Origin of the sequence: Nocardioides sp. (assembly GCF_025965415.1) — a bacterium.
GTDB lineage: Bacteria > Actinomycetota > Actinomycetes > Propionibacteriales > Nocardioidaceae > Nocardioides.
In genome coordinates, this window is the sequence record NZ_JAOPWY010000159.1 from 1 (window position 1) to 15,609 (window position 15,609).

Consider the following 15,609-nt stretch of genomic DNA (forward strand, 5'->3'; position numbering starts at 1 on the left):
GGTCACGTCGAGGCGGCGCTCGAGCCGCTCGAGGCGTGCCATCACGCCGTCGGAGGTGTGGTCGGCGCCGGGGAGGAGCACGCGGGCGCACAGCAGCTCGAGCAGGAGCCGCGGCGCGGTGGCGCCGCGCATCTCGGTCAGTCCGGCGGCCACGATGTCGGCGGCCCGGCTCAGCTCGATCGCGCCGAAGCGTGCGGCCTGGGCGACGAGGCGCTCCCCCGCGTCCTGGGGGACGTCGATCAGCCCGGTCGCCGGGGCGTCGGGCACCGCGGTGACGATGACGAGGTCGCGCAGCCGTCGCAGGAGGTCCTCGGTGAAGCGCCGCGGGTCCTGCCCGGTCTCCACGACCTTGTCGACGACCGAGAAGACCGCGGCCCCGTCGCGCGAGGCGAACGCCTCGACGACCTCGTCGAGGAGGGTGTCGGGCGTGAAGCCGAGCAGGTCGGTGGCGAGCTTGTGGGTCACGCCCGCGGGCCCGGCGCCGCCGAGCAGCTGGTCGAGCACGGACAGCGTGTCGCGCGCGGACCCGGCCCCGGCTCGTACGACGAGGGGCAGGGCGGCCGGCTCGATCGCCACACCCTCCTCGCCGGCCAGCTGGGAGAGGTAGTCGCTCAGCAGCCGCGGCGGGATCAGCCGGAAGGGGTAGTGGTGGGTGCGCGAGCGGATGGTCGGCAGCACCTTGTCGGGCTCGGTCGTGGCGAAGATGAAGCGCAGGTGCGGCGGCGGCTCCTCGACCAGCTTGAGCAGGGCGTTGAAGCCCTGCGTGGTGACCATGTGGGCCTCGTCGATGATGTAGACCTTGTACTTGTCGCGCACCGGCGCGAAGAACGCCTTCTCCCGCAGGTCGCGCGCGTCGTCGACACCACCGTGGGAGGCCGCGTCGATCTCGATGACGTCGATCGAGCCCGGTCCGCCGCGCGCGAGCTCGCGACAACTGTCGCACTCACCGCACGGGTCGGCGATCGGCGCCTGCGCGCAGTTGAGCGCGCGGGCCAGGATCCGGGCCGAGGTGGTCTTGCCGCAGCCGCGCGGCCCGGAGAACAGATAGGCGTGGTTGACCCGGTTGGCGGCGAGCGCGGCCCGCAGCGGCTCCGTCACGTGGTCCTGCCCGATGACCTCCTGGAAGGTCTCGGGCCGGTAGCGGCGATAGAGCGCGAGCGGTGACTCCACGTCCTGAACCCTAACCGGGTGCACCCACACCGACCACCGGCAGCACCACCCTCGGTTTCGACGCGCTCGCTGCGCTCGCTGCTCCACCAGCGGGACGGCGCCTCCCGGGCATGAAAAGGCCCCCCACGCACCCGTCAGAGCTCACTGACCCTTGCTGCCTTCCGGCCCTGGGGGATTGGGCGAGGTGACGCCGCGTGGGGGGTTGCCGAGGAGTCTAGGTGAGCCGAGATCGGCTGCCCAAACCCAGGGGCCACTGGTGGACGGGCGGGCGATTTCACCGGCCACGGAACCGACCGGTACTCTCCTCGGCGGAGGTATCGCCTAGTGGCCTATGGCGCTCGCTTGGAAAGCGGGTTGGGTTAATAGCCCTCGGGGGTTCGAATCCCCCTACCTCCGCCACACGCACGTAGCCCCGCAACAGCTGCTGTTGCGGGGCTTCGTCGTCCTACGGCGTACGCCGGTCAGCGCAGCTGGGCCTGCAGGCCGTAGCGCCACTCCTCGGAGATCAGCAGGCTGTCGTCGCCCAGGCGACGCTCGACCGCGTCGACCAGCATCGCCGAGGCACCCTCGGGGTAGACGCGGTCCCACGACAGCTCGGCCCGGTGCTCGAAGACGTTGTGGATGACGCTCGTCATCAGCGCCTTGTCGATGGGTGGTGCGAGGAAGTTGCTGCCGGCCAGGAAGGTCTCGGACCGGTCGGAGCCGAAGCGCAGCGTCACGCACGGCACCTCGAGGACGTTGGCCTCCTCCACGATGCTGCCGGAGTCGGTCACGATGACGGCACACATCGACATGGCGGCGACCACGTCGAGGTAGCTGTCCCACACCGGGGTGGAGATCAGCGCGTCGCCGTAGCGCGCCTCGAGGTCCTCCAGCCACTGGCGGCGGCCGAAGTTGTCGATGGCCGACTCGGTGCCGAGGAGCCGGATGAAGAGGACGTGGTGGCCCTGCTCGAGCAGCGACTCCATCGCGTCCATCAGCAGGTTGAAGCGGTCGCGGTTGGTGGTGTTCTCGCGGCGGTGCACGCAGAAGCGGAGGAACGAGCCGTCGCCCATCTGCGGGAACCTGGCCAGCACCTGGTTCTTGTCGCTGCCGGCGACGGCCTGCGCCAGGGCGTCGACCACCGAGTTGCCGACGACGTCGATCGCGGCGGGCGCGAAGCCCTCGTCGATGAGGAACTCGCGGTTGAGCTCGACGGGCGCGGCGTGCAGGTCGGAGCCGGCGTCGGCGATCCGGGTGTTGAACTGCTCCGGCGACGGCTCCCGGCTGCCCTTGGACCAGCTGGCGCGGTCGATCGACTGCTCGCGGAACGACGCCCAGTCGAGGTCGGCGCCCTGCTCCAGCCACCCGCGCAGCACCTCGGGCTTCGGCGACAGCGTGCGCAGCCCCGCCTCGACGTGCACCAGCGCCTGCCGCTCGCCGAAGGTGGCGAGCGCGCCCGCCATCGCGGTGGTGGTGTCACCGTGGACGTAGGTGATCGGGAAGCCGCCGCGCTCCGCGAACCCGCGCAGGTAGAGCGCGAGCTTGGCGGTGATCCCGGAGACCAGGTCGTTGACGCCGCCGCGCACCTCGAGGTTGATGTCCTCGCGGACGCCGAACTCGTCGAGCATCGACTGCGACAGGTTGTGGTCGTAGTGCTGTCCCGTGTGGCACAGGACGACGTCGTGACCGCGGTTGCGCAGCTCGTGGTAGATCGGCGCCTGCTTGATGATGTCGGGCTTGGTGCCGACGACGACGATGTGCTGGCTGTTCTCGTGGGTCATGGGTTCCTTCGCGTCAGGTGCTGTGCGTCAACGATTCAGAGGAGATCTTCGCGCGTGCTCGCGGCGAGCAGCGAACGCAGGTGCTCCAGGGTGCCGGCGTCGAGGGCCTTCTTCTTGTCCAGGACGTAGACCGCGTCCTCGTGGGTCACCACGATCAGGCCGGTCGTGCCGAGCGTGACGACGGGTCGTCCGTCCATGCTCGCCACGAGCACGTCCTCGGTCTCGAGCTGGAGCGAGGGGCCGATCGACGTCACCCGCTGGTCCGACAGCACCTGCTCGAGGCGCTTCCACGTGCCGACGTCGCTCCAGCCGAGGTGGCGCGGCACGACGAGGCACTGCATCCCGGCGGCCAGCAAGGGGTAGAGCTCGTGGCCGCCGATCGCGGCGCCGCGGTAGCCGACCGAGTCCGGGCGCGCCCGGGCGAAGCGCTCGATCGAGTCGAAGATCAGCGGCAGCGCGGCCCGGTAGGCGTCGCACGCCTGCTGGACGCGTACGCCGTAGCAGGCCGTGTTCCAGTAGAGGGATCCGCCCTCGCCCTCGAGCTTGTCGACCGTGTCCTGGTCGGGCTTCTCGAAGAAGGACTCGATGACCTCGACCCCGCCGCCCTCGCCCCGGGTGTGGATGTAGCCGAGGCTGGCGTCGAAGCCGCTGGGCTCGGCGCCGAGGACCACCATCGACGTCGGCGTCTCGACGAGCTGGGCGAGCATGTCGCGGGAGGCGGCGTTGAAGGCCTCCTCCTCGTTGATGAGGTGGTCGGACGGGGCGATCAGCGCCGGCGCGTTGCCGTACTTGTGGGCCAGCGTGGCGATGCTCAGCGCGAAGGCGGTCGCCGGACCGGCCGGGTCCTCCTCGAGGATCAGGTTCTCCGGCGGCACCGGGCCCAGCGTCTCGCGCGCGGCGTCGGCGAAGCGTGCGCGGGTGGAGACGTGGATGCGAGAGGGATCGACCAGCTCGCTGAGGCGCTCGATGGTGCCGGTGAGCAGCGGCCGGTCGCGCACGACCGGCTGGAACTGCTTCGGGCGACGGTCCCGGCTGATCGGCCACAGCCGCGACCCCTGACCCCCGGCCAGGATGACGGCAACGGGCTCGTCCGAGGTGTCAGTCATGGAGTGATTCCATCACGCTCGCGGTCCGCACCGGTCAGCGTCGCAGCAACGGACGCAACATGAAGGCGAGCGCGAGCAGCGACCCGGCGACGAGCCCCGCCCACAGCAGGATGGCCCGCGGCGTGCTGAACAGGTCGATGCGCTCGGGCGCCGGCGGCGCCTGCGCGTCGGCCCGGGTCTCGGCGACGGTCGTCTCGACCTTGCCCTCGCGCCCGGGCCTGATCTGGCGGGTCAGGGCGTCGTGCGCCTGCACGACACCCGCGCCCGTCCACGGGTTGACGACGTCGTCCGGTCCCTGCGGGGGGCCCGCACCCTCGGTGGTGGCCTGGAGCCGCGCGACCAGCTGCTGGGGGGTCTCGCGCGGGTAGCGCTCGCTCAGCAGGGCGAGGATCCCGCTCACCTCGGCCGCCGCCCACGAGGTCGCCACCTGGTCGATCACGCACACCTGCCCGGTCGCGTTGGCCGAGATCGCGCCCAGGCTCGGGGCCGCGACGTCGGTGTCCAGGTTGGGTACGACGTAGGTGCCGGGGTCCTCGTCACCGGGCGGGGTCGCGCTGACCGCCACGACGCCCGGGTAGTCGGCCGGGTAGACGTCGGCGTCGTTGCCGGGGGTCCCCTTGAAGGTCGAGTCGCTGGAGTCCGGGTCGTCCTCCTTGTTGCCGGACGCGGCGACGACGACCAGGGGGAGCTCCACGAGCCGGGCGACGGCGGCCGCGAGCCTCGGGTCCGACTGGCGCACCGCGAGCGAGATGTTGACGACGTCGAACTTCTGCTGCGGGTAGGCGTCGATGACGGCGTCGATGCCGGCGATGATCCCGGCCGACGTGAGGGGTCGCTCGCCCTGCGAGGTGTCGGCGCTCTCGGTGTCGAAGACCTTCACGTCGAAGACCTGCGCGTCGGGCGCGACGCCGTGCGGTCCGGCGATCAGGCCCGCGACGATCGTGCCGTGACCCGAGAGCAGGGTGGTGGCGGAGACCCCCGGGATCGCGAGTCCGCCGTAGGGCTGGAGGCCGCCGACGTCCATCACGCCGCTGTCGATCACGGCCACCTTCACGCCGCGGCCGGTGGCGACCCCCTGGGCCTGCTCGACGTGCATCCGGTCGTGGGCCGGGTTGTCCTTCTCGTGCGTGTCGGCCAGCCGTTCGGAGCCGGGGATCTCGTCGACCGAGCAGGGGGCCGGGTGGTCGGCGACCGCCGGTCCGGCCCACACCGGCACGATGGTGGCGGCGACGACACCGGCCGCGAGCGTCGTACGCACTCGCGCGCGGCTCATGAGCCGCCGTCCGCTTCCGGCTCCGACTCCGCCGGCGGGGCGTCCTCGGGCACCCGGCGCGCGCTGTTGGTCGACAGCGGCACGCCGGTGGAGAAGAACTCCAGCCACGCGCTCGGCACCAGCGGCGGCTCGACGTCGGCATAGCCGATGAAGTCCGGCACCTGCGTGCCGATCAGCTCGTACTTCTCGCCCTTGGTGTCGATGACGTAGGGCGAACCGGCGTCGGCCGGGTCGTCGGACCCGGACAGGACGTAGGCCCCGGCGCTGGGCTCGACGTCCACGTCGTGGCGACCGGCCGACACCTCGGCCGGGTCGGCGGCGCCGGTCGGGTTGGTGGCCAGGGTGACCGCCGGGGCGGCGTCGTCGGCCGGGTGCAGCACGCCGCACATGGCGCCGCCGGACACGGCGGTCGGCAGGCCCGTCGGCCACTCGGCGGGGAAGGTCGTGTCGTCGAACTGGGCGGAGAGGTCCTCGTCGAGCTCGATGGCACTCGCCCCGACCACTTCGTAGACCATGCTGGCGAAGTCGCCCAGCGGCTCGGGTCCCTCGTCGCCGAGGAGGTAGTACCTGCCCGAGCTGGACTTCAGCAGGTCACCGATCTGGTACTGCGAGAGGTCGGTGCCGGTGTCGGCGTACGGCACGGGCTGGCCCTCGCCGTCGACGCCGAAGGAGTCCCGCTCGAGGGCTCCGCCGAGCCGGAAGAGGTTGAGCCACTCCTCGTCGACCTCGGGGACCGTCGCGCTGAAACCGATCCTGTTGCCGATGGTCGAGGCCTGGGTGGGGTCGACGGGCATCGGGAAGCGATAGGCGCGCCCGGGCTCGCTGCCGACCGAGGGAGCGGTGGCGATGAGCCACTGCTGGTCGTCGCTCGAGACCAGGAAAGCGGATCCGGTGATGTCCTCGACCGTCGGCTGCTGCTGGATCGCGACCTTGATGCCGACGCCGGACGCAGTGCAGGCGGTCCAACCGTCGTCGACCAGCTCGCCGACCGACGGCAGCCCGGCCGGGGCGCCCTCGATCCCGAGGTCCTCCCCGAGCTGGACCGTGCGGATGTACTTGTCGCGCACCGTGAAGGGCGTGAGCTCCGCCTGCTCGAGCAGCAGCTGGGCCGAGACGTAGTTGGGCACCCGCTGGAGCAGCGGATCGTCCCCGCCGCGCATCACGACGTACTGCTCGCCGGTGTCCTTGGAGATGATGAAGCTGCCGGCCTCGAGCCACTGCGCGGGCGGACGGCCCAGCAGGAAGCCCGCGATCGCCGCCCCGGCGAGGAGCAGCACCGAGAGCGCGACGCCACCGATCAGGACGCGGCCCGGTCGCACCGGCTCGACCTCACGCCCGCCGGGCGCACCCGAGACGAACGCGGTGACCAGGCGGCGGCGGCTGAAGGCGTGGGCCTCGACGAGGTCCTTCTTGGTCGCCATCGATCAGCCCGCTACCGCGGAGACCAGGCCCGATCCCAGCACCATGAGCGGCAGGAGCGCGAGCAGCGTGACCGTCTCGACGACGTCGCCCATCCGGCCACGGCGCACGGACGCCGATGCCGGCACCAGGGTCAGCGCGAGCAGCACGGCGCCGACGGCGGCGAGGCCGATCGCCGCACCGGCGCGCCAGCCGTCGTGGATCAGCAGCATCGAGATCGCGACCGAGACGAGGCCGAGGATGCCGGAGGTCAGCCCGGCGAGGACCTCGGCGCCGGTGCGGTACTGGCGGGTGCGGAACATGACGGCCAGGCAGCACACCGCCGCGAGGACCGTGCCGTAGACGCCGCGACCGACGGCGAACGGAGCGAAGAGCACGAGCAGCGTGCCGACCGTGGCCGAGACCGCGAGCAGGATCTCGTGGCCCACGCGCGCGTCGCCGGCGACCTCGTCGGGGTCGATCTCGTCGGGGTCGGCGGTGATGTCGTGCAGCGAGTAGAGCTGGTCGACGCTGGTGCCGGTGACGCCGAGCGCCAGCCACGGGAACACGCTGCCGGCCAGCACGACGAGGGTCATCAGCACGGTGAAGACGGGGCTCGGCTCGAGAGAGGCGAGGCGGATCAGCACCGAGCTCGCCACCAGGACGGCGCCGACGACGATCGCGGGGATCACGAGCGGGCGGCCGTCCTGCAGGCCCACCACCGCGACCAGCCCGATCGCGAGGACGCCAAGGCCGGCGAAGAGGAGCGGATCGGTGAAGAAGGCGTCGCCCAGGGGCCAGGTCCAGTCGGGCAGGTCGCCCGGCGCGAGCAGCAGTCCGGCCACCCCGGCGTAGAGCGCCGCGAGGAGCGAGACGGCCACGCCGGCCTCGGGCTCGCCCTGGGCCCGGGCGAGCACCACGCCGCCGACGACCAGCAGGGCCGCGATCACCGCGGCGGCCACGCCACCCAGCAGGCTCTCGCCCTGCAGCAACAGGGCCAGGGCGCCGAGGCCGAGCAGGATGCTGCCCGCGCCCAGCGCCGTACGACGTCCTGCCGCCGGCTCCCACGGCTTGAGCTCGTTCTCGACGACGTCGGCCATCGCCTCGACCACGTCGTCGTAGACGCGGGGCGCCTTCTCGTCGACGCCGGCGGTCACGGTCAGCAGGCCACCGTCCTCGATGCCCTGCATCGTGAGACCGGCGTTGTTGACGAGGATGCGTCCCTCCTGGGTCACCAGGCGGTAGCCGCCGTAGACCGTGGAGGCGTCGAGCAGGCCGACCGAGCGGGCGAGCTCGGGGACGAGCTCGGCGACCGGGATCGAACCCGGCAGCACCAGATCGACCCGTCGCGACCCCGAGGCGATGGTCACGCGGACCAGGCCCGAGGCGACCGAGGACCCCTGACTCATTGGTGTTTCCCCCTGTTGGTGCTCCACCTGCGCCCGCCCGAGAGGCCGGGGCACTGAACGGGGTGCAGCCTAGGCGAAATCCGGCGGCGTGCCAGACGCGGCGTGCCCGGAGGAGTCACCGCAGGACGCCCGGCCCGTCCCGGCTGCCCCGAGATGCACCGAGGCCGGTCGTCCCCGGAGGGACGACCGGCCTCGGCGAGGCGAGGTGCGCTCAGAAGCGGTTGGCGCCGCGGGCGTCGGCAGCCTTGTACTCGGCGTTGGAGGAGTCCACGCCCTGGCTGGCCTGCTGGAGCAGGAGCGTCATCTCGGTCATGGCCTGGTCCCACTTGGCCTTGGCCTGGTCGTAGGCCATCTTGGCGTTACCGTTCCAGTCCGAGCGCAGCGGGTTGAGCTCGGTCTCGAGCTGGTCGAGGCGGGCCTCGATGTCCTTGGCAGCCTTCATGACGTCGGCGGCACCGGCGTCGAGGTGGCCGTGCTGAACCTTGATTCCGTCGAAACTCATCATCGATCTCCTTGGTCAGTGAGGGGTGTCGGCGTCAGCCGAGACGGCCCTGAAGGTTGGTGTGGGTGGCGGACTGGTTCTCGTCGGTCGAGACGTTGTCGCGCTCGGTCTCCTTCATCGACGCCGAGAGCTGGTCGAGCGCCTTGAGGATGGTCTCCTGCTTCTGGTCCCACGAGATCATGAGGTTGTTGAACGCGGTGGCGCCCTGGCCGCCCCATCCGGCCATCATGGTCTGGATGTTGCCGGAGAGAACGCCGCACTTGTTCTTGACGTCGCCGCGGGCCTGGTCGACGAAGTCGGCACCCTTGGAGAGGGCCTTCTCTGTCTGGCCGTAAATCTCGCTCATGTCGATCCTTCTCCCTCGGCGGTCGAACCGACCGAGTTTCTTGTGGTTGGTGATCCACTGTCTTGGTGAACCCAGGTGCTCGGGGAGACGTCCCGGCCCCCCGCGCTGACGTGCATCTACCCGACGAAATCGGGGCTAAACATCAGATCCACCGATCGTGGATCAGGAGGTCATCTCCCACAGCCGGCGGAAGACCCCGGCCGCGACGACCGCCGCGGCGAAGGCGAAGCTGCCGCACAGCGACTCCGCCACCTCGGCGCGACGCGACCACCAGACCGACCGCCAGCCACGGCCCGCCGCGACGCCGGCGGCCAGGGCGATGACACCGAGCCCGACGACGACGTAGAAGAAGGTGCCCAGCAGCGGGCCGCCCGGTCCGACGACCAGGTGCGCCGCGAGGGCCGTCAGGGCGCCGAGCCCGGCGAGACGCAGCAGCGCACGCGCTGCGGCGTGGCGGTAGGAGCGGGCGGCGAGGAGCAGGGAGCACCCGGCGAAGAACACGAGGCACCGCGCGCCGATGCGGTCGAGGTCGATGGACGCGCTGTGCAGCAGCAGCGGGCTGGCGACGACCACCGTCACGAGGATCGCGACCGACGCCCCGGTGACGATGCGCGAGGCCCGGTGGACCAGCCGCTCCATCGCATCGGCACCGACCACGATGCGACCGCGCCGGCCGCCTCGCTGGCTGTCGCGCGCCGACCAGGCGGTGACCGCCAGTCGGTCGAGGTCGAGGAGCGCCTCGTCGGGCACGTCGATCGCCAGCGACGGCGCGAACCTGGCCGCCATCATCGAGAGGAAGACCAGCAGGGTCCACGCGACCCGCGCGTCCCACCCCAGCATGGCGGGGACCGCGCAGCAGGCGAAGACGGTCAGCCCGCTGGCGATCCACACGGTGCTGATCTCGTCGCCACCCACCGACAGCGCCCGGCCGATGCCGGCGACCACGGCCGCGGAGATGCCGGCGGCGCCGAGGATCGCGGGCAGCAGGTGGACACCCGGCTCGTAGAGAGCGGCGAAGGCCGCCGCGGCGGCGAAGGCGGGCGCCGCGGCCGAGCGCTGGCGGAGGTGCCGGCCGACGGGCAGGACGCCGACCAGTGCGCAGGCGAGCAGGATCCCGACGGCGACCGTGCGCACCGTGTCCTCCCCCGCGCGGCCGGCGTACCAGGCGGCGAGGACGGCGGCACCCGAGGCGATCGTGGCGATCATCGACGCGAGCGCGGGGCTCTCCGGCGCGTTCTTGGCCGCCTCGAGCAGGGTGACCCTGTGCGGGCGGTGGACCCCGGTGGTGGCCACCAGCACGTCACCGGCCTGGACGTCGGCGTCGCTGAGCGGCAGGGCGGCGTTGAGCCGCTGGCCGAGCGCGGTCTGCAGCAGCGGGATCCCGGGGACCTCCGCCTGCTTGGCGTACTCGCGGGCGACGTCGACCGAGGTGGCGCCCGCGGGCACGACGAGGTCGAGCACCCCGGCGGGGCCGTGGATGCTCACGGCGATGGTCGCGTCAGCAGAGCTGGGCATCGCGACGTCCGACACGAATCTCCCCCTTCGCGTGCATCGGGCGGGCGCTTCTCGGCTGCACAGTAGTCGCGCCGGTCCGGGAGCACACCTATCATCGTCGCGACTGCGACGGGTGAGGCAACGGGGGATGCGTGAGCACGACACTGCGAGGCGGCCAGAGGCTCGACGAGCCGGAGATGCCGGGCGGCCAGATCGTGCTGCAGCCCCCGCCGGAGCTGCAGGAGGGCGAGGGCGCCGGCGGCGTGCTGATGAACGCCATCCCGATGCTGGGCAGTCTCGGGTCGATCGTGCTGGTGGCGACGATGGGTGGCGCCAACAAGGGCCGCAGCTTCCTGGCAGCGGGCATGTTCCTCTTCGCCACGCTCGGCTTCATCGTCGTCCAGATCGACCGGCAGCGTAAGCAGCGCGCGCAGCAGGTCACCGGCTCGCGGACGGAGTACCTCCGCTACCTCAGCAACATCCGCAAGGTGGCCCGCGAGGCCGCCGACCAGCAGCGCCGCGCACTCAACTGGCACCACCCCGAGCCGGCCGCGCTCCCCTCGCTCGCCGAGGACCGCACCCGGCTGTGGGAGCACACCGGCACCGACGACAACTTCCTGCACGTGCGCTACGGCCTGTGCTCGCAGCCGCTGTCGCTGGAGCTGGTCCCGCCGGAGAGCGCCCCCGTCGACCAGGTCGACCCGGCCGCCGCGTCTGCCCTGCACCGGCTGCTCGTCGTGCACCGGCTCCAGCCCCACCTGCCGGCCTCGATCGACCTGCGCGCCTTCGACCGCATCGAGCTGTGCGGCGACGCCGAGGAGGTCCGCTCCACCGCCCGCGCCATGATCTGCTCGGCGACGGCCTTCCAGAACCCCGACCAGCTCGTCGTCGCGGTGCTCAGCTCCGAGCAGAACCTCACCCACTGGGACTGGGTGAAGTGGCTCCCCCACGCCCAGAGCGCTCGCGAGGCCGACGCCGTCGGCCCGATGCGACTCGTCTCCACCTCGCTCGACGACCTCGGCAACCTGCTCCCGCCCGACCTGAGCGACCGCCCGCGCTTCGGCGCCGACGAGCGCGCCGCGACGCCGCACATCCTGCTGGTGATCGACGGCGGCCACCTGCCGCCCGGCAACCACATCGTGCCGCCCGACGGCCTGCACGGCGTGACGCTGCTCGACCTGCCGAGCCGCTGGGACGAGCTCGAGGACTCGACCCGGCTCCGGCTCGAGTTCGCCGACGGCCCCGACGAGCTGGAGAAGCGCCCCGTGCTCGCGCTGCGCCTGCGCGGCGAGCCGATCAAGGCGCTGGCCGACCAGTGCGACATCGCGACGGCCGAGGCGTTCGCTCGCCGCATCGCGCCGCTGAAGACCGCCAGCGCGGAGTCGTCGTCCGCTGGTGGCGCGGTCGACATCACCTCGACGACGCCCGACCACATGGACCTGCTCGGCCTCGGCGACATCTTCGCCTACGACCCCTCGACGGCCTGGCGCCCGCGCCCGGCCCGCGACCGGCTGCGGGTCCCGATCGGCATCGGCGACTCCGGCGGCCTGATCCACCTCGACATCAAGGAGTCGGCCCAGCAGGGCATGGGACCGCACGGCCTGGTGATCGGCGCGACCGGCTCCGGCAAGTCGGAGTTCCTGCGCACCCTCGTGCTCGGCCTGGTGATGACGCACTCGTCCGAGCAGCTCAACCTCGTGCTGGTCGACTTCAAGGGTGGTGCGACCTTCGCCGGCATGGCCGACATGCCGCACGTGTCGGCCGTCATCACCAACCTCGCCAACGAGCTCACCCTCGTCGACCGCATGCAGGACGCCCTGTCCGGCGAGATGACCCGGCGCCAGGAGCTGCTGCGCGACGCCGGCAACTACGCGTCCGTGCGCGACTACGAGAAGGCCCGCGCCAACGGCGAGCCGCTCGAGCCGATGCCGTCGCTCTTCATCGTGGTCGACGAGTTCTCCGAGATGCTGTCGGCCAAGCCGGAGTTCATCGACCTGTTCGTGGCCATCGGTCGCCTCGGCCGCTCGCTCGGCCTGCACCTCCTGCTCGCCTCGCAGCGCCTGGAGGAGGGCCGGCTGCGCGGCCTGGAGTCGCACCTGTCCTACCGGGTCGGCCTGCGCACCTTCTCCGCCGGCGAGTCCCGCGCGGTCCTCGGGGTGCCCGACGCCTACGAGCTCCCCGCCGTGCCTGGCTTGGGCTACCTCAAGCCCGACCAGTCCACGCTGCTGCGCTTCAAGGCGGCGTACGTCTCCGGGCCGCCGTCCAGCCGGGTGCGGGTCGCCCGCGACGAGGGCGGCGCGATCCGCGGCATCCTGCCGTTCACCATCTCCGAGGTGCAGGCGCTCGAGCCGACCGCCGACGAGCGCCAGGACGTGGTGGCGCCGCAGCCCCAGCAGCAGGGTGAGCAGCCCTCGCTGCTCGACGTCGCCGTCCAGCGGATGATCGGCAAGGGCCCCGAGGCCCACCAGGTCTGGTTGCCGCCGCTCGACATCCCCGACACCCTCGACGAGCTCATGCCCGACCTGGTCGAGCACCCCGACCTGGGCCTCGTCTCGCAGCAGTGGCGCAACGTCCCCGGCCTGGTCATCCCGCTGGGCACCGTCGACCGCCCGCGCGAGCAGCGCCGCGACACGATGACGCTCAACCTCACGGGCGCCGCCGGCCACGTCGCCGTGGTCGGTGGTCCGCGCTCGGGCAAGAGCACGCTCCTGCGCAGCATCGTCACGAGCATGGCGCTGGTGACCACGCCCACCGAGTCGCAGTTCTTCGTGCTCGACTTCGGTGGCGGCACGTTCGCGCCGCTGACCCGGCTGCCGCACGTCTCCGGTGTCGCGACCCGCTCCGAGCCCGACGTCGTACGACGCGTCATGGCGGAGGTCGAGGGCATCGTCGACCGCCGCGAGGCCTACTTCCGCGAGAACGGCATCGACTCCATCGAGACCTACCGCACCCGCCGCGCGCAGGGCCGGGCCGACGACGGCTGGGGCGACGTGTTCCTCGTCATCGACGGCTGGAGCACGCTGCGCGCGGAGTTCGACGACCTCGAGATGGAGATCCAGCAGCTCGCCGCGCGCGGCCTGACCTTCGGCCTCCACATCGTCACCGCCTCCACGCGCTGGGCCGACTACCGCGCCGCGATGCGCGACGTCTTCGGCTCCAAGCTCGAGCTGCGCCTGGGCGACCCGCTCGACTCCGAGGTCGACCGCAAGGTCGCCGCCCTCGTGCCGGTCGGCCGCCCGGGCCGCGGCCTGGTGCCGTCCAAGCTGCACTTCCTCGGCGCGCTGCCGCGCATCGACGGCGACGGCAACGCCGACACGCTGGGCGACGGCGTCGACGACCTGATCGACAAGATGGCCGCCGCGTGGAAGGGCCCCCAGGGACCCAAGCTCCGGCTGCTTCCGGAGAAGGTCACCCTCGAGGCGGTCCGCGAGGACGCCGTACGCCGCCAGGTGCCCGAGCGCCACATCCTGCTCGGCATCAACGAGAAGGAGCTCGCGCCGATCGGCCTCGACGTGGACTCCGAGCCGCACATGCTGATCTTCGGCGACGGCCAGTCGGGCAAGAGCGCGCTGCTGCGGGCGTACGTCCACGAGATCATGCGGACGCGCACGCCCAAGGAGGCGCAGATCGTGCTCGTCGACTACCGGCGCTCGCTGCTCGGCGAGGTCCCCGACGAGTACCTCCTCAACTACCTGACGTCGGCCACCCAGGCGACGCCGACCCTGAAGGACATCGCGACCTACCTCGAGGGCCGCATCCCCGGCCCCGACGTCACGCCCGACCAGCTGCGCAACCGGTCCTGGTGGACCGGCGCGGAGGTCTTCGTCGTGGTCGACGACTACGACCTGGTCGCCACCGCGCAGTCGTCGCCGGTCTCGGCGTTGCAGCCGCTGATGGCCCAGGCCCGCGACGTCGGCCTGCACGTCGTCGCGGCACGGCGTACGGGTGGCGCGTCCCGGGCGCTCTACGAGCCCGTCATCCAGTCGTTGCGCGACCTGGCGATGCCCGGCGTGATGCTCTCGGGCCCGCGCGACGAGGGCGTGCTGATCGGCAACCTGCGACCGCAGCCCGCTCCCGAGGGGCGCGCGCGGATCGTCACGCGCGACCGCGGCACCGAGGCCGCGCAGCTGGCCTGGCTCGACCCGACCATGTGAGGTCGGGTCGGTCTACGGCCGTCCGCCAGTCCTCACCGTGTGCTTCCCGCCCGTTGCAACGGGCGGGAAGCACGGCAACCACCGGGTACCCGGTGGTTGCGACCGAGCCGGCGTCAGCGGCGACCGCTCTTGAACATCCCCCGCGCGATCTCGCGGGCCGCGGTGCGCATGAAGTCCTTGAAGGCGGGCGACCTCACGACGTCCATGACGAGGCCGTCGTCCTCCTTGGCCGCCTTCTCCGTCGACTTCTTGGTGACGCGCTCGTTCTTCTGCTCGCGCGCCATCTCTTTGACGCGGGCGTCCTCGGCCGCCTTGCGGGCGCCCTCCTCGAGCTTCTTGGCCAGCAGCTCGCGCGCCGACTCGCGGTCGATCTCCTCGGCGTACTTCGCCGACAGCGGGGACGCCGCGACCGCCGCCTCCATGCCGTCGGCCGGCGCCGCGTCCATCAGCGACTCCGGTGCGCGCAGGCGGGTCCAGGCGACCGGGGTGGGGGCGCCGCGCTCGTTCATCACGGTCACCACGGCCTCGCCGATGCCGAGGCTGGTGATGACCTCGCCCAGGTCGTCGTACGCGCTGGTGGGGTAGGTGTTGACGGTCGCCCTGAGCGCCTTGGCGTCGTTGGGCGTGTGCGCGCGGAGCTGGTGCTGGATGCGTGAGCCGAGCTGGCCGAGCACGTCGTCGGGGACGTCGGTGGGCGACTGGGTCACGAAGAAGACGCCGACGCCCTTGGAGCGGATCAGCCGCACGGTCTGGGCGATCTGGTCGAGGAACGCGTCCGAGGCGTCGTGGAAGAGCAGGTGCGCCTCGTCGAAGAAGAACACCAGCTTCGGCTTGTCGACGTCGCCCATCTCGGGCAGGTCGTGGAACAGGTCGGCGAGCAACCACATGAGGAAGGTGGAGAACAGCTGCGGGCTCGCCTGCAGCCCCTGCAGCTCCATGACCGACAAGATCCCCGTGCCGTCGGGGGTCGTCCGCAGCAGGTCGTGGCTGTCGT

The 15,609-nt window shown here is 71.8% G+C and carries 11 protein-coding genes, 1 tRNA gene and 1 other RNA gene; 2 read left to right on the forward strand and 11 right to left on the reverse strand.

Features of this window, described 5'->3' with window-relative positions; all coding sequences use genetic code 11:
- Positions 1-1,170 (reverse strand): DNA polymerase III subunit gamma and tau (locus tag JWN97_RS16300; RefSeq protein ID WP_297624937.1); only part of this gene is annotated, 1,170 nt, incomplete at its 3' end.
- Positions 1,171-1,284: 114 nt separating this feature from the next.
- Positions 1,285-1,374, reverse strand: an RNA gene (gene ffs, locus JWN97_RS16305) — signal recognition particle sRNA small type.
- Positions 1,375-1,480: 106 nt separating this feature from the next.
- Here ffs and JWN97_RS16310 point away from each other — a divergent pair.
- Positions 1,481-1,569: transfer RNA gene (locus JWN97_RS16310), tRNA-Ser, on the forward strand.
- Between the two features lie 62 nt (positions 1,570-1,631).
- Here JWN97_RS16310 and JWN97_RS16315 read toward each other — a convergent pair.
- The 8 genes from JWN97_RS16315 to JWN97_RS16350 all read right to left on the reverse strand — a co-directional run bounded on the left by JWN97_RS16315 (position 1,632) and on the right by JWN97_RS16350 (position 10,497).
- Entirely contained in the window at positions 1,632-2,933 is a 1,302-nt protein-coding gene (locus JWN97_RS16315; protein ID WP_297624940.1) for a UDP-N-acetylglucosamine 2-epimerase, read from the reverse strand.
- 35 nt (positions 2,934-2,968) lie between these two features.
- On the reverse strand, positions 2,969-4,039 hold the full coding sequence (locus JWN97_RS16320; protein WP_297624943.1) for a sugar phosphate nucleotidyltransferase: 1,071 nt from the start codon (positions 4,037-4,039) through the stop codon (positions 2,969-2,971).
- A gap of 34 nt (positions 4,040-4,073) precedes the next feature.
- The gene (locus JWN97_RS16325; protein WP_297624946.1) at positions 4,074-5,312 is read right to left on the reverse strand and encodes a S8 family serine peptidase; all 1,239 of its coding nucleotides are present in this window, start codon (positions 5,310-5,312) and stop codon (positions 4,074-4,076) included.
- A complete protein-coding gene (locus tag JWN97_RS16330; protein WP_297624948.1) occupies positions 5,309-6,733 on the reverse strand; it encodes a type VII secretion protein EccB in 1,425 nt (474 codons plus the stop codon). Before JWN97_RS16330 ends, JWN97_RS16325 begins: the two co-directional genes overlap by 4 nt.
- Before the next feature lie 3 nt (positions 6,734-6,736).
- A complete protein-coding gene (gene eccD, locus JWN97_RS16335) occupies positions 6,737-8,119 on the reverse strand; it encodes a type VII secretion integral membrane protein EccD (protein ID WP_297624951.1) in 1,383 nt (460 codons plus the stop codon).
- A gap of 211 nt (positions 8,120-8,330) precedes the next feature.
- Complete coding sequence (locus tag JWN97_RS16340; protein WP_157829622.1) at positions 8,331-8,621, reverse strand: WXG100 family type VII secretion target; 291 nt, start codon at positions 8,619-8,621, stop codon at positions 8,331-8,333.
- 34 nt (positions 8,622-8,655) lie between these two features.
- Positions 8,656-8,967, reverse strand: a complete 312-nt coding sequence (locus JWN97_RS16345) for a WXG100 family type VII secretion target (RefSeq protein WP_297624960.1) — start codon at positions 8,965-8,967, stop codon at positions 8,656-8,658.
- A gap of 162 nt (positions 8,968-9,129) precedes the next feature.
- Positions 9,130-10,497, reverse strand: a complete 1,368-nt coding sequence (locus JWN97_RS16350) for a hypothetical protein (protein WP_297624963.1) — start codon at positions 10,495-10,497, stop codon at positions 9,130-9,132.
- 116 nt (positions 10,498-10,613) lie between these two features.
- Here JWN97_RS16350 and eccCa point away from each other — a divergent pair, with 116 nt between their 5' ends.
- Positions 10,614-14,615: a type VII secretion protein EccCa gene (gene eccCa, locus JWN97_RS16355; RefSeq protein WP_297624966.1), complete on the forward strand. Its 4,002-nt coding sequence runs from the start codon at positions 10,614-10,616 to the stop codon at positions 14,613-14,615.
- A gap of 113 nt (positions 14,616-14,728) precedes the next feature.
- On the opposite strand, the gene JWN97_RS16360 is transcribed toward eccCa, so the two are convergent.
- A partial coding sequence (locus JWN97_RS16360; RefSeq protein ID WP_297624969.1) for a helicase HerA-like domain-containing protein occupies positions 14,729-15,609 on the reverse strand: 881 nt, incomplete at its 5' end.

Coding starts and splice junctions, on each gene's coding strand:
- JWN97_RS16315 (WP_297624940.1), bottom strand. CDS start 2,933: ATGACCCACGAGAACAGCCAGCACATCGTCGTCGTCGGCACCAAGCCC.
- JWN97_RS16320 (WP_297624943.1), bottom strand. CDS start 4,039: ATGACTGACACCTCGGACGAGCCCGTTGCCGTCATCCTGGCCGGGGGT.
- JWN97_RS16325 (WP_297624946.1), bottom strand. CDS start 5,312: ATGAGCCGCGCGCGAGTGCGTACGACGCTCGCGGCCGGTGTCGTCGCC.
- JWN97_RS16330 (WP_297624948.1), bottom strand. CDS start 6,733: ATGGCGACCAAGAAGGACCTCGTCGAGGCCCACGCCTTCAGCCGCCGC.
- eccD (WP_297624951.1), bottom strand. CDS start 8,119: ATGAGTCAGGGGTCCTCGGTCGCCTCGGGCCTGGTCCGCGTGACCATC.
- JWN97_RS16340 (WP_157829622.1), bottom strand. CDS start 8,621: ATGAGTTTCGACGGAATCAAGGTTCAGCACGGCCACCTCGACGCCGGT.
- JWN97_RS16345 (WP_297624960.1), bottom strand. CDS start 8,967: ATGAGCGAGATTTACGGCCAGACAGAGAAGGCCCTCTCCAAGGGTGCC.